Source organism: Bradyrhizobium sp. P5_C12 (genome assembly GCF_054049735.1).
In genome coordinates this window covers 116667-130919 of record NZ_JBFULU010000021.1, presented here as the reverse complement: position 1 = coordinate 130919, position 14253 = coordinate 116667, and the positions used below count along the sequence as shown (strand labels likewise).

11 protein-coding genes are annotated in these 14253 nt (G+C 65.6%); 2 read left to right on the top strand and 9 right to left on the bottom strand.

The window, feature by feature from the left end; genetic code table 11:
• Nucleotides 1–281 precede the first annotated feature (281 nt).
• Nucleotides 282–989, bottom strand: a complete 708-nt coding sequence (locus tag ACXJMY_RS20255; RefSeq protein WP_456621107.1) for a hypothetical protein — start codon at nucleotides 987–989, stop codon at nucleotides 282–284.
• Nucleotides 990–1332: 343 nt separating this feature from the next.
• On the opposite strand from ACXJMY_RS20255, the gene ACXJMY_RS20250 reads away from it, so the two are divergent.
• Complete coding sequence (locus ACXJMY_RS20250) at nucleotides 1333–1755, top strand: OsmC family protein (protein ID WP_456621106.1); 423 nt, start codon at nucleotides 1333–1335, stop codon at nucleotides 1753–1755.
• Between the two features lie 185 nt (nucleotides 1756–1940).
• Nucleotides 1941–2456, top strand: coding sequence for a peptide-methionine (S)-S-oxide reductase MsrA (msrA, locus tag ACXJMY_RS20245; protein WP_456621105.1), 516 nt, complete (start codon nucleotides 1941–1943; stop codon nucleotides 2454–2456).
• Between the two features lie 28 nt (nucleotides 2457–2484).
• On the opposite strand, the gene ACXJMY_RS20240 is transcribed toward msrA, so the two are convergent.
• The 8 genes from ACXJMY_RS20240 to ACXJMY_RS20205 all read right to left on the bottom strand — a co-directional run bounded on the left by ACXJMY_RS20240 (nucleotide 2485) and on the right by ACXJMY_RS20205 (nucleotide 14183).
• The gene (locus tag ACXJMY_RS20240; RefSeq protein ID WP_456621104.1) at nucleotides 2485–5328 is read right to left on the bottom strand and encodes an ATP-binding protein; all 2844 of its coding nucleotides are present in this window, start codon (nucleotides 5326–5328) and stop codon (nucleotides 2485–2487) included.
• Nucleotides 5329–5506: 178 nt separating this feature from the next.
• Complete coding sequence (locus ACXJMY_RS20235; RefSeq protein WP_456621103.1) at nucleotides 5507–6673, bottom strand: MFS transporter; 1167 nt, start codon at nucleotides 6671–6673, stop codon at nucleotides 5507–5509.
• Nucleotides 6674–6731: 58 nt separating this feature from the next.
• Nucleotides 6732–8063, bottom strand: coding sequence for an ATP-binding protein (locus ACXJMY_RS20230; RefSeq protein ID WP_456621102.1), 1332 nt, complete (start codon nucleotides 8061–8063; stop codon nucleotides 6732–6734).
• On the bottom strand, nucleotides 8060–8773 hold the full coding sequence (locus ACXJMY_RS20225; protein WP_456621101.1) for a response regulator: 714 nt from the start codon (nucleotides 8771–8773) through the stop codon (nucleotides 8060–8062). Before ACXJMY_RS20225 ends, ACXJMY_RS20230 begins: the two co-directional genes overlap by 4 nt.
• Nucleotides 8774–8863: 90 nt before the next feature.
• A complete protein-coding gene (locus ACXJMY_RS20220; RefSeq protein WP_456621100.1) occupies nucleotides 8864–10825 on the bottom strand; it encodes a MacB family efflux pump subunit in 1962 nt (653 codons plus the stop codon).
• Between the two features lies 1 nt (nucleotide 10826).
• Nucleotides 10827–12053, bottom strand: a complete 1227-nt coding sequence (locus tag ACXJMY_RS20215) for an efflux RND transporter periplasmic adaptor subunit (protein WP_456621099.1) — start codon at nucleotides 12051–12053, stop codon at nucleotides 10827–10829.
• Complete coding sequence (locus ACXJMY_RS20210; protein WP_456621098.1) at nucleotides 12050–13477, bottom strand: efflux transporter outer membrane subunit; 1428 nt, start codon at nucleotides 13475–13477, stop codon at nucleotides 12050–12052. Before ACXJMY_RS20210 ends, ACXJMY_RS20215 begins: the two co-directional genes overlap by 4 nt.
• A gap of 337 nt (nucleotides 13478–13814) precedes the next feature.
• Entirely contained in the window at nucleotides 13815–14183 is a 369-nt protein-coding gene (locus ACXJMY_RS20205) for a hypothetical protein (RefSeq protein ID WP_456621097.1), read from the bottom strand.
• Nucleotides 14184–14253 lie beyond the last annotated feature (70 nt).

The following is a 14253-nucleotide window of genomic DNA, read 5'->3' as shown; positions in this document are numbered from 1 at the left end:
CCTGTATGCTGCTGTGCGGTTCTTCCTGCGTGTGCTTTTCGCGCAGCGGACCGCGGGTGCCAGCCGGCACCCGGCCTTCCCTGCGCCCTCTTGGCTTAGAGGGTGGAGAGACGAAGCAAAGCTCGGGCGATAGGCGCCGCGAGAACGCGGCGCGATGTCCGCATCAATGATGTCCGCATGAATTGAGAGAGGCGCGCATGCCGCGTTTGCGCCGTTTCCCGGCCCCGTCGTTGGCTCGTTATCTGGTGTTGGCCATTGCGTGCACTCGCGCGTCGTCGCCGCTACTCGAAGACGGCGTCGAAGATCTCGACATCGACCAGCACGGGCTTGGTGATCACGGTTCCATCGGGCCGCAGCGTCTGTGCGCGGCGAAGCGTGGGCAGCACGATGCCGCCGAAGGTGTCGTGGGCCCAGGAGGAGTGTGCGACCTTCATTCCAAAGAGATCGTGGTCCATCCGCCGCTGCAGGGCGTTCTCGTCGAAATAGAAGATCTGCTCGGGCGCGAGCGTGACGAGGTGCGGGGGGAATTGCGCCCGCAGGCGCCGCCAGGTTTCGGCATTCTCGCGCCAGGGCGACAGCTCCTCCACCACGACATCGGGATGGGCGAGGAGAAATGGAGTCGTCAGATAATTCCAGATGGCGACGCCACAGAAGAAGACGAGGTGCAACTCGTCCGCCAGCATGTGCGCGTCGACCTCGGGAAATCCAAGAGTCGGGTTGCGCCAGGACCGCAGCACCTCGCCTTCCGGGCTTTCGATCGTGATCGTGTCCGGCGCGAACGAGCCGGACTGTTCTCCCCCGGTAATGCCGATGAAGCGAACCGATTGCGCCTGCGTCGACCCCTCCGCGGTCACATCCTTGAATTCCTTGGCATGTCCGGCGCTGGAGAACAGCGTCCCGCCAACGGAAAGATGCAGCGTGAAACGGCTCAAGCTGCTCCAGCGGGCCAAACCCCCGCTGGCATCGATCGCATCGTCAAGCAGTGCCATGTTTCGCCGCATCACCATGAAGTGTCACCACCATGGCGGGGCGCGTGCGGCTTGGCGTGTTAGATCTTGTTAGGAGTTGCAAGTGTCAGATGTTGAGGTATCCCGTTGAAGATGCTCTCAATTCAGAGCTCCCTGGAGCCCTTGGCGGCTTCCGGCTCGCGGCTCGCCGCGAGCCGGTAGCGTACCAAGGCGTTGACGCAGGGGTGACGTCGGGAGCCGATTGGGCTTCCATGTCGGACAGGTCGGCGACTGACGGAACCGCTGCGGCGCTCGACCGGTTGGAAGGCGGCAGGGGGCAAAGCCGAGGCCGCCTCGGTGCCGAAAACAAGCAAGGAGAAGTGAGATGATCCGCAAGGCGAAAGCAGTATGGAAGGGCACCGGCCGCGATGGCAGCGGCCACCTGTCGAGCGAATCCGGCGTGCTCGCCGAGACGCCCTATTCGTTCAAGACCCGCTTCGAGAACGAGAAGGGGACGAATCCCGAGGAGTTGATCGCGGCGGCTCACGCCGGCTGCTTCACCATGGCGCTGGCCTTCGGCCTTCAACTCGCCGGCTTCACGCCGACCGAGCTCTCGACGGAAGCAGCGGTCAGCCTCGAGCCCGAAGGCAAGGGGTTCAAGATCAGCAAGTCGGCGCTCACCCTGCGCGCCAAGGTGCCGAACCTCGACGATGCCGGTTTCGCCCGCATCGCCGGTGAGGCCGAGAAGAACTGTCCGGTCTCGAAGGTGCTCAACGCCGAGATCACGCTCGACGCCAAATTGATCTGACTGCGAGCTTGCAACATCCTGCCCATCCGGTTCTGGTCGGGGACGCTGAAATTGTTGAGGCTTCGGCGTCATCCCGAGAGGAACCGGATGGTCATCCGTAAAAAAGACCGGCTTACGCCGCACCGCGGAACGCGTATGGTGCGACAGGTGCTGAACGGACGGACCGGTCAATTGGGAGCTGATACATGACGACAGAGCGCGCAGTTTTGGCCGGCGGTTGCTTCTGGGGCATGCAGGATCTGATCCGCAGGCAGCCCGGCGTGATCTCGACCCGCGTCGGCTACACAGGCGGCGAGGTGAAGAACGCCACCTATCGCAATCATGACGGGCACGCCGAAGCGATCGAGATCATGTTCGATCCGGCGAAGACGGATTACCGGACGATGCTGGAGTTCTTCTTCCAGATCCACGATCCCACCACGCTCAACCGCCAGGGCAACGATCGGGGGACGAGCTATCGTTCGGCGATCTTCACCACGACGGACCAGCAGAAGCGGATCGCCGAAGATACGATTGCCGACGTCGAGGCATCGCATCTGTGGCCCGGCAAAGTGGTCACCGAGGTAACCCCCGCCGGCGACTTCTGGGAAGCCGAGCCCGAGCATCAGGATTATCTCGAGCGCTATCCCGACGGTTACACCTGCCACTTCATCCGGCCCGACTGGAAGCTGCCGCGGCGCGCGGCGGTGGCAGGAGGCTAGATCGCGTCGTTGCGCGATCGGTGCTCCATCAGGTTCGCAATTGCGCGATCAGATCGCGCGCGATGCGCATGTCGGCGATGTCTGCGCCCTCGGCAAACGCTCCGCAGACATTGTCGAGAACCGCGAGAGCTTCCCCGCTTTGGCCCGCGCCGATCCTGAACCGCGCAAGGCTGATCGCGCATCGAAGCTCCCAGAAGCGCGCGCCCTGCTGGATCGCGACGTCCATGGCCTCGCGAAACCGCGCCTCGGCGTCCCTCGCATGCCGCGCGCTCTTCAGCATCAATTCTCCCTTGATGCGGATCAGCTCCGGCAGATACCAGCGCTCCTGCCGGTCGTTGCAACGCGCCAATGCGTCCTCGATCACGTCAAGGCCGCGATCGACCTGACCGGCCTCTCCGAAACACGCCGCAAGTTCGCCAAGGAGGGGAAGAAAGCGTGGCAGGAAGCGCGCATCGCCGGCGCGATTGAGCTCTTCACTCAGCAGCGGCAGGCCCGTCGCGACGTCACCGCGCTTCGCAGTCACGGCGGCGTTGAAGGCGCGCGCCCACAGGCCCCACAGCCGGATGGCGTGGCGTTCGGCGTGCTCGAGCAGCGCCGTGCCGTGGCGTTCGGCGGCATCGAAATCGCCGGCCCAGAAAGCGATCGGGCAGGCGGCCTGTCCCAGCACGCTGCAGAAGGTCAGCGCGTGGCCGTCGGCGCGGCCTTCCTCGATGTTTCTGGCGGCGAGCGCCTGCGCCTGGTCGGCCAGGCCTTGAAGCCATAGGATGCGGGCCCGGAAATATTGCGTCGATATCCTGAGATCGAGCGGGAAGACCTTGGGCTTCTCCACGAACACATGCAGCGATGCGTTGATCCGGTCGATATGCAGCCGCGCCCCGGTCTGGTCTCCGAGATAATGCAGAGCCACCGCCATCAGCCGGTCCGCCAGCATGAGATCTGTCTTGTCGGGCGAGTTCGCTGCTGCGTCCGTGAAGCGATCGGCAAGCGCGCGGGCCTTGCCGAATTGTCCGTTGTTGAACTGGTCGATGCACAATCCCCAGAGCGCCCGCAGCCGGAAATCCTTGTCGTCGAGCCTGTCGGCCAATTCGAGGGTCGTCTCGAGGATCGGACGGGCGTCGCGCGCGCGGCCCTCGCCATACATCAGCGACCAGCCGAGCGCCGACAGCAGCTGCATGCGGATATGGTCGTCGCCGCCGGTGTCGCCGAGCGCTGCGAGAGCCGTCTTTGTGCGCTCGCGGCATTCGGCGAACAAGGAAAGGCGCACCCACAGCGTGACCGCGGCCGCCGTCAGTGCGATACCCAGCGCAGCGTCGCCGTCGGGTGCAAAGGCCCAGTCCAGTGCCGCGCGCACATTGTCCAGCACCGCGCCATGAGTGTTCAGCCATTCGGGCAGAGGAGTTGACGTGTCGGACTCCGCGCGCTCGAGCAAGTCGCTAAAATGCTCGGCATGGCGCCGCGCGAACTGCCTTGTTTCGCCGAGTTCGTTCAGCTTCCCGTGTGCATAGGTCCGTGTGGTGTCGAGCAGGCGATAGCGCAATGCCCGCGAGCCGGACGGGGCGATCAGCGATTTGGTGACCAGGCTGTCGATCGCTTCGAGCGTTTCCGATGCGCTGAGGCCGTCGCCCGACGCGACCACGGCAGCCGCCTCCGGTGCAAAGGATCCGACGAAAACCGACAGTCGTCGCAAGGTGGCGCTCTCGGCCGCAGGCAGGAGGTCGTAGCTCCAGTCGAGCGCAGCACTCAGCGTCTGGTGTCGCGGAACAGCCGTGCGCCGCCCTCGCCATTGCAGCGAAAAGCGACTGTCGAGCAGCGATGCCGTGCCTGCGATGCCGTACGCATTGACGCGACCCGCCGCAAGCTCGATGGCAAGCGCAATGCCGTCGAGGCGCCGGCAGATATTCGCGACGAGGGGCGCCTCTTCGGGGCTGAGCTGGAACGGACCCGAGTTCTGCGCAATGCGCTCGATGAAGAGTTGGGCCGCAGGGTAGGCGAGGACCTCGGCGACGTTCAGGCCGTCGCGCTCCGGCGGACAATCCAGCGGGAACAGCCGGAAGATCCGCTCCCCTTCGCTCCGGAACGACTCGCGGCTGGTTGCGAGAACGTGAAGCTGCGGCGCATCGCGAACGATGCGCTCGACCAGCGGCGCCAACGTATCCAGCACATGTTCGCAACCGTCGAAGATCAGCAGGACCGGGCTCGCGCTCAGGAATGCCAGCAGGCCCGGCATCGGATCCTCCGAGCTGATGGTCAGTCCGAGCGCGGAGGCAATGGTGGTTGCAACGAGATTGGCATCCCTCAGCGGACCGAAATCGACGAAGAAAACGCCTCCGCCGAAGTCCGCCGACCGGCGATGCCCGACGGTCACCGCGACCGCGGTCTTGCCGATGCCGCCGGGGCCGACCACGGTCATGAAGCGATGCAGCGAAAGTCCGTTCGAGATCTTCTCGACGACATCCTCTCGCCCGACCATCTTGGCGAGCGGTGCCGGGAGGGAGCGCGGAGGCGCGACTTCGGCGGCGGGCGGGACCACCGATGGGGGCGCCTGAGCGAGGGAGGCGACGAAGCAATAGCCGCGTCCCGGCACGTTGACGACGTAACGGGCGGATTTGCCGGTATCGCCCAGCGCCTTGCGCAACGCCGCGATGTGAAAGCGCAGACTGCCCTCGTCGACATTGACGTTGGCCCAGATGCGCTTGACCAGCACTCTCTTGTCGACGACTTCACCGGGGCGCTCGGCGAGGAAGATGAGGATATCGAGCGCGCGGCCGCCGAGATGAAGCGGCACGCCGTCTTTCTCCAGGAGCCGGGACCTTGGAAACAGCCGAAACGGCCCAAATGAAATGGCCGAGGCTTCGTCAGTACGATCTGGCACGCGCCATTGCCCCCTCGACGGGAGTCGAAAATTGTTGCTTCGGTCTAGCAGATCGAGGCGTTGAGTAAACTGGCCGAAAGCACAGTGGGGTACGGCCGAGTTCCGGCCAGGCCGCCTGATGCGCCGTATCGGCCATGCGGAAATATCGCTTTGAAACGAGGAACTTAGGTCAGTCTCCTCAAGTCGGCGGGACAGGTTGGATCGCTTGGCGCGGGTCTGCCGTGACGATGCGCGCCGAGAGCGCGACGAGAGCCATCAGCGCGGCCAGAAGCCAGAACGCCGTCGGCAGCCCGCCAATGCGGGCGATGAATCCGACGCCGGCGGGACCGATGAGAATGCCTGCATAGCCGGCGGTCGTGATGGCCGCGACGGCGAGGCCCGTGGGCATCGCCTTCTGTGTGGCCGCCCGGCGGAACAGCACCGGCACGAGGTTCGATGCACCCAGGCCGATGAGGAGGAAGCCAGTCATGGCGGCCGCCGCGACGGGGGCGGTGAGCAGGACCGCGAAGCCGGCGATCGCAAGCAGGCTGCCCCAGAACAATGTCGTACGATCCCCGATGCGGGCCACGACGGCGTCGCCGCCGAGCCGCCCAACGGTCATCGCGATCGAGAACACGATGTAACCGGCCCCGCCTTGCGCCTCGGAGACGAGGCCGGCGCCGATGACGAGCAGTGCGCCCCAATCCAGCATCGCGCCTTCGACGAGAAAAGTGATCGCGCCGAGCAGCGCGAGCAGAAGCACCGATCCATGCGGCAGCACGAACAGCGGTCCTTCCTGCGCCTGCGCCGAACGAAGCAGGCGCGGCCAGGCTATCAGCATGGCGATCAGCATCAGGACGGAGCAGATCAGCGTGCAGGCGAGCGCGCCGAGTTGCAGCGAGAGCAATAATGTCATCAGGGCTGATCCGGCGAAGCCGCCGATGCTGAACAGCGCGTGGAAGCCGGACATCAGCGGACGTGCCGCAGCCCGCTCCACTTCGACCGCGTGGATGTTCATGGCGACGTCGATGGAGCCGAGCGCGGCGCCGAATGCGAACAGCACCAGCGCGAGCGTTGCGGGCGCGCTCGCGATCGCCAGAAAAGGCAGCACCAGCGCCAGGCCGAGCCCGCCCGCGACGATGATCGGCTTGCTGCCGTAGCGTGCGCTCATGACGCCGGTCAGAAGCATTGCGACGACCGAGCCGATGCCGAGGCTGAGCAGGAGCAATCCGAGCACGCCGTCGTCGACGGCGAGCCGCGCCTTCGCGAACGGCACCAGCGGCGCCCAGCACGCGATGCCGAAGCCAGCGACCAGGAAGGCGAGCCGGGTCGCAAGGCGCGTTGCCGGCCGGTCGACAGAAGACATGAGGACTCCGGGGAATCAGAGGCGTGGCCGGCCGAGAAGCCAGAAGATTGCCGCGCCTTTATGGCCGAGACTCGCTCGCATCGTCCCGGCTGGCGTCCGACAGCAGCAGACGGACGCGAAGACCCCTGGGTGCGTTGTCGAGCAGCTGGAGCGTTCCGCCATGTGCGGTCACGATCGCCTGCGCAATCGAGAGACCGAGGCCAAATCCGGCCGTCTCGTCCATGGTGCGGGCTTCCTCGCCGCGCACGAAGGGTTCCAGCATCGCCGCCTTCCTCTCATCGGGGATCCCGGGACCGTCGTCGGAGACGTCGATGATGATCCGGTTCCCGGAAACCAGGAGCGCGACGCCGATTTCGGTTCCGAAGCGGGTGGCGTTTTCGACCAGGTTGGTGACCGCGCGGATGATCTCGTCAGGCCGCACGATGAAGGCGGCTCTGTCGGGGCCCAGATAGGTCACCGCGTGGCCGCAATCGGAAAACTGGTCGCAGACCATCTGGAGCAGCGCGGCAACGTCCACCAATGTCGGTTTGGCGGCGCTCTCACTGCGCAGCAGCGAGAGCACCGATTCGAGCATCGACTGCATCTGATCGAGGTCGCGCACGGTTTGCGTGCGCTGTGCCGGATCCTCGATATATTCCGAGCGTAGCCGCAGGCGTGTGATCGGGGTGCGCAAATCGTGGCTGATGGCCGCGAGCATTCGGGTTCTGTCGTTCATCAGCATGGTGATGCGTTCGCGCATCCGGTTCAGCGCTCTCGCTGCGGATCTGATTTCCTCCGGGCCGCTTTCGGGCAGTGGTGCGGACAACCGGTTCAAGCTGAAGTCCTCCGCCGCGCGCGCGAAGGCCGACAGGGGCGAACTGAGTGCGCGGCCGGCCCAGACGCCGAGCAGCGTCACGCTTGCCACCAGGAACAGGAGCGTGCTGGTCCAGAGGCCGCTCACGAAGGGCGGCATCTTGAATGATCCGATCGTGGCCTCGAGCACGGCGTCATTCGCCAAATAGAACCAGATGCGATTGTCTTCCGGCGCGGCGCCTCGGATGAGATCGGCCCGGCCGTTCAGCGACGACGGGATGTTCAGGGGCGTCCGCTCGGGCAATGGCACGGTGGAGGCGGAAACGGCGTCCTTCAATTGGAGTCTCAGCGCCGGAAAGGTTCGACTGATGCCTTCCAGGACGACACCGCGCTCCGCCTCCGGCGTATTGGCGATGATCCTCGCGATCAGCTCGAACTGCTCCACCGGCCTGTCCGCCAGCAACATCGGCCGATTGAGCAGAAGATATCCGGCGATCAGGACATGGATCAGGATCAGCGATCCCAGGATCAAGGCGGCGATCTGGCCGCTGATCCGCCTGAAGCTGAAGAGTGCGACGATGTCAGCAGTCCGGCTCATGCTTCCTCCACCACCGGCGTGAAGATGTAGCCGCCGGTGCGGACGGTTCTGATCACGGACGTGCCTTCCGTCTTGTCGAGCTTGCGGCGCAGCCGGCTGACCAGCACGTCGATGCTGCGTCCAAAGCCGCTTCCGGCGCGGCCGCGGGTCATGTTGAGAAGGCTGTCACGGGCCAGAATGCGACCGGACCGTTCGCAGAAGGCTTGCAGCAGATCGAACTCGGCGCTGGTCAGCGGCACTTGCGCGCCGTCGGGATCGCGCAACTCCCGTAACCGGAGATCGATCGTCCAGCCCTGGAACCTGAGGCGCGTTGCGCCGGCTCCCGCCACCAGTCCGCTCGATTGACGGCGCAGGACCGCGTTGATCCTGGCAAGAAGCTCGCGCGGGTTGAACGGCTTCGGCAGGTAGTCGTCGGCCCCCATCTCGAGGCCGAGGATCCGGTCGAGATCCTCGCCCTTTGCGGTGAGGATGATGATCGGTGTCGAGGAGTCCACGCGCAGGCGCCGGCAGAGACTGAGGCCGTCCTCTCCGGGCAGCATGAGGTCGAGCACGATCAGGTCGACCCGGTTCTGCGTCAGATAGCGGTCCATCTCCTTGCCGTTGGTGACCGCGCCGACCGAGAACGCGTGCTCGCGCAGATAGCGTGCGATGAGGTCCCGGGTCTGCTGATCGTCCTCGACGATCAAGATGGTTGGTGTGCTGTTGGCCATGAATGAGATCGTATCCGGAATGCCGGTCGTTGATCGATTTGCGGACGATTGTCTCGTCCGAAGAACTACGGTCATGGTGCAATCCTAAGGTCAGTCACGGCTCAGCGCCACTACGGGATCGAGGAACGCGGCGCGCCGGGCCGGGAAAAAGCCGAAGGCGATGCCGATCCCGGTCGAGGTCAGGAACGCCGCGCCGATCGAGAACATCGAATAACTGACCTGGAATCCCGGCGCCGCGAGGTTGATCGCGACGCCGAGCAGGATCGCGATAAGAATGCCGGCAATGCCGCCGATGGACGAGATCAGGGTCGCCTCCACCAGGAATTGCTGGAGGATGTCGCTGCGCCTGGCGCCGACCGCCATGCGGACGCCGATCTCGCTGATCCGTTCGGAGACGGACACCAGCATGATGTTCATCACGCCGATCCCGCCGACCACCAGCGAGATGACGGCGATTGCCGCCACCAGGAACGCCAGGGTCTGCGTCGTGCTCGTGATCGTGCGGCGAATATCGTCGGTGTTGAGAATGACAAAATCCTTGGTGTTGTGCCGCTGCGTCAGCAGCGTGGTCACCGCGTCCTGGGCGAGCGCGGTCGAGATCTCGTCGCTGATCCGGAGCAGGATGCTGCGAAGCGAACGGTCGCCCGTGAACTGGGCCTGCACGGTGGTGTAGGGAAGGTAGACCGACAGGTTCTGGTTCGAGCCGAAGCCGCCCTGCTGCTGGGCGATGACGCCGACGATGCGGCAGGGGACCTTGCCGAGCCAGATCACGCGGCCGATGCCCGCGGTCTGGTCATCGGCGAAGAAAGTCTTGCGGGTGTTGTCGTCGATGACGGCCTGCCGTTCGATGCCGCGGACGGCATCGGTATCGAACAGGCGGCCTTTGGCCAGCTTGGCGCCCTTGACCTGGAAGTAGCTCTCGCCGACTCCATTGACCAGGACGTTGGACTCGTTGCCGCGGTATCGAACCGTCGTGCTGGTCGAGACCGTCGGCGTGACGCCGGCGATGAAGTTTTGCCGGTCGAGCGCGCGAGCGTCGTCGAGGACGAGCGTCTTGATCTTGCCGGCGCGCGCATCGCCAAAATCCTTGCCCGGAAACACCTCGATCGTGTTGGTGCCGAGGCTTGCGATGTCCGACAACACCTTGCGCTGAGAGGCATTGCCGAGAGCAACCACGGACGACACCGCCGCGATGCCGATGATGATGCCGAGCATCGTCAGGAACGCGCGTAACCGGTGTGCGGCCATCGACACCAGCGCCATCCGCGACGCCTCCCGCAGGCGCCGCAATGCGCCGGGCCAGCCTGGGCCGCTGTCCCAGGACGTTCGGGATGCCGGAGCAGGCACGTCCGATATGTTTGCAGCCTCTGTCCGGCGGTCGGCGACGATCTTGCCGTCGCGCAGCTCGATGATGCGCTCGGCCCTGGCCGCGACGTCGGAATCGTGCGTGACGATGATGATCGTCCGCCCCTCGCCGTGCAGCTCCTTGAGGATCTTCAGGACCTCCTCGCCGCTGCGCCGGTCGAGCGCGCCGGTGGGTTCGTCCGCCAGAATGACCTCGGCGCCGTTGATCAGCGCGCGTGCGATCGAGACACGCTGCTGCTGGCCGCCCGAGAGCTGATTCGGGCGATGGCCGCGCCGGTCGTTCACGCCGAGCCTTGCGAGAAGCTGTTCCGCGCGCGTGCGACGCTCACGTGCCTTCATCCCGGCATAGATGGCGGGAATCTCGACGTTCTCGGCGGCCGACAGGTCACCCAGGAGATTGTAGCGCTGAAAGATGAAGCCGAAATGCTCGCGGCGCAGTGCCGCCAGCGCATCGGCATCGAGCTCGGAGACGTTCTTGCCGGCGACGCGATAGGCTCCGGATGTCGGACGATCGAGGCAGCCGAGGATGTTGAGGAGCGTCGATTTGCCCGAGCCGGATGAGCCGATGATCGCGACCATCTCGCCGGGCCGGATGCTCAGCGAAAGGTGGTCGAGCGCGACCACTTTGGTATCGCCGGCCGCGAACTCCCGATGGACGCTTTCGAGCACAATGATCGGATCGGTCACGTCAGGGGCCCCCTTGCGGGCCGCCCGGCATCCCCCGCGATGCGGTCCGGGTCTCGTCCGCCTCTCCGGTGACCACCCGCTCGCCCTCGTCCAGGCCTGATTTGATCTCGACAGTGGTGCGATCGTTGAGGCCGGTCTTGACCTCGCGCTCGCGAACGTCGCCGGACGAGCTCAGGGTGCGCACCGTGCTGCGGCCGTCGGACTTTCGCATCACCGCGAGCGCGGGAATGACCTTCACGCTTCTTGCCTCGCCGGTGACGATGTGCACCTCGGCGGTCATGTAGGTTCGCAGCGAAAGGTTCTTGTTCGGGACGTTGAAGACGCCGATGTAGTAGATCGCCGTGCTGGTCGAGCTTGATGAGCTCGAACTCGACGTCGTGGTGGTCGAGGAGAAGCTGGCATCGCTCTTGATCGATTCGGGCGCGGGCTCGATCTGGTCCAGCCGGGCCTCGTAGCGATGGTCCTGATCGCCCAGGATGGTGAAGTAGAGCGGCTGTCCCGGCTTGACCTTGACGATGTCGGCCTCGGAAATCTCCGCGCGAACGGTCATCGTCTCGAGCTGGCCGAGCACGACGATGGTCGGCGCGGATTGCACCGCGTTGACCGTCTGCCCTTCCTGCACCACGGTGGCCAGGACCGTACCGTCGATCGGAGCGGTGATGCGGGTGTAGTCGAGGTTCACCCTGGCCGTCTCGACGCTGGCTTCGGAGCCCACGATCAGGGCCTCCAGGGCGGCGATCTGGGCGCGGGTCTGGCGCACGGTCGCCTCCGCGCTGTCGAAATCTCCGCGCGACGTGGCGCGCTGCGCCAAGGTGGCCTGCTGGCGCGCCAGGTTCGCCTCGGCAAGCGCGAGCGTGGCTTCCTTCTCGAGCTTCTGTGCCCGGTAGTTCTTCAGCGACGCTTCCGAGCTGCGCAGGTCGTTCTGCCTGGTGACGGGGTCGATCTGGGCGATGACGTCGCCGGCCTTGACGCTGTCGCCGACGCGAACGTTGAGCGCGGTGATCCGGCCCGACACCTGCGCGCCGACGGCGGTCAACCGCGCCGGCTTGAGCGTCCCGCTCGCGAGCACTTCCTCGCGGAGGTCGGCGACGGTGACGGGCGAGGTGATGTAGGATTGCGCCTTGCTCGATGTGCCCGGGAAACGCGTGGCCGCGACGACACCGGTCGCCACGGCGGCAATTATTGCGGCGGCGATCTTCAGTCGCCTGGCGGTGATGATATCAGTCACTTGACCGTCTCCCGCAAGTGAGGCCCGGTGTTGGCGTCCACGATGATCGGCGTCGACACATCGACCGGATCGACCCAGCCGCCGCCGAGTGATTTCGCGAGAGCAATGTAGTCCTTGGCGGCCGACACCTTGCTCTGGATCAGCGAATCTTCCGCCGAATAGAGCGAACGCTCGGCGTCCAGCACGTCGATGAAGCTCGCGCTGCCGGTTTCGAACAGCGATCGCGACAATCGCGCCGCCTCGCGGTAGTTCTTCGCCGCCTCCGTCAGCTTGGTGGCGCGCACGCGTTCGCGCGACAGCGAGACCAGGGCGTTCTCGACGTCCTCGAGTGCGGTGAGCAGGGTCGAATGGAACGTGGCGAACGCCTGGTCGCGCTGCGCCTCGGCGATCCTGACTGTTGCCTGCCGCTTGCCCGCATCGAAGACCGGCACCGTGACCGAAGGCCCGACCGACCAGCTGACGCTGGAATACTTTGCGAGATCGCCGACGCGCATCGCAGAGGTTCCGACCGAGCCGGTCAACGACACCGCCGGGTATCGGTCGGCTTCGGCCTCGCCGATCTTGGCGGTCGCCTGCGCCAGCTTGCGTTCGGCGCTTGCCACGTCGGGGCGGCTCAACAGCAGATCGGCGGGCAGGCCCGCGGGCAGCGGCATGCGCGGGGCAGGCACGGGCGCGGATTGCGCCAGCAGCGAGGCGACGCCGTCGGGCGGCCGCCCGAGCAGGATTCCGAGCCGGTGAATGTCGGCGGCGAGCGCGGCCTGATAGGTCGGAACGTTCGCTTCGGTGCTGGCTGCCTGCGCGGTTGCCTTGGCGAGATCGACGGCGTTGCCGCTGCCGGCGTCGTATTTGCTGCGCGTGAGCCGTTCGGTGTCGCGCTGCGAGACCGCCGTGCGTTGCGCCAGCGCGATCCGGGCCTGATAGCCCCGCGCTTCGACATAGTAGGCGGCAACGTCCCCGATCAGCGTGACGAGGCTGTCCCGCAGGTCTTCCTCGGCGGATTGCTCCCCGCGCAGCGCGGCTTCGATGCTCCGCTGTGTGCCTCCGAACAGATCGAGCTCCCAGCTCGAATCGAAGCTCGCCTGGTGAAGCGCGTAGGGCGCGCTGTCGACGAGGACGGAGGCGGACCCGGCGCTCGCCTTGTTGTCCGTCACCGAGGCCGTGCCGCTCACGGAAGGAAACAGGCCGGCGGTGGTCTGCTGGACCGTCGCGCGCGCCTCGCGCACGACCGCCTTCGCCTTTGCGACGCTCGGATTGGCTTCGACGGCCTGCTCGATCAGCCGGTTGAGCAGGGGATCGCGCAGGCGCAGCCACCAGCGATCCAGCTTGCCGGTCTCACCTCGAGAGGCGGATTTGACGCTCCAGTGCGAGGGCAGGTCCAGCCTGGGCGGGCCGGCATAGTCGGGACCGACTGCGCAGCCTGTCATTGAGCCGCACAGCATCAGCGCGACGCAGACTGATCCGGCGCGCGACAGGGCGGCGCGTAACGGGGAGGGCGTCGGATGATGTTTCTCCTTTGCGGATGACACGGGGACTACGACGAACGAGTGTGACGGCATAAAATCGGCTGAAATCCATTGGCCTGGCCCAGGGGGAAGCTGGCAGCGCTCGTAGCCCGTCGAGGGGCCGGTCGCGCCGAGGGCGAGGCGGGGGTCACTAGCCGGGCGATCGTGGCGTTTCGGCAGGCCGAATGTTGCTGAATGTAAACAGGCGTTGCCGGGTATCTCCTCGCCATCGGCAGCTGCCCGGGACGCTGCAAGCCTGTCACCAGGAAATCGGGATTCGCTGCGCAAATCCGCCCAGATCCGAGGCGGGGCTAAGCGGCTGGCGGTCGAGCGGCCGATTGTTGTTCTCCCGGGCGAACGAAGAGCCGGGCGGAAAGGCGTAGTCGCTGAACTTGCGATCGCCGGGCAGCACCTCGGTCCCGCCATCCAGCCACGACCGCCTGCTCACATAGATGCGCGTATGCGGACCGGACTGGTACGATCGGTTGGGGCCGTGCCGACCGTACTCATAGACCGCATTCTGCACCGTCTGTTGCCGATCGCGCTTGCCTTCGGTAGCGGCATGAGAGGTTACGGTCGAGGTGAGGACGGCGACCAGCACCATTCTGGTCATGACAAACGCGTTCATCGAACAACATTCCATGTGAGCTTCCTGACGTCGATGCCTCTCGCATCGGCTTCCCGACGTGTAAAGAATT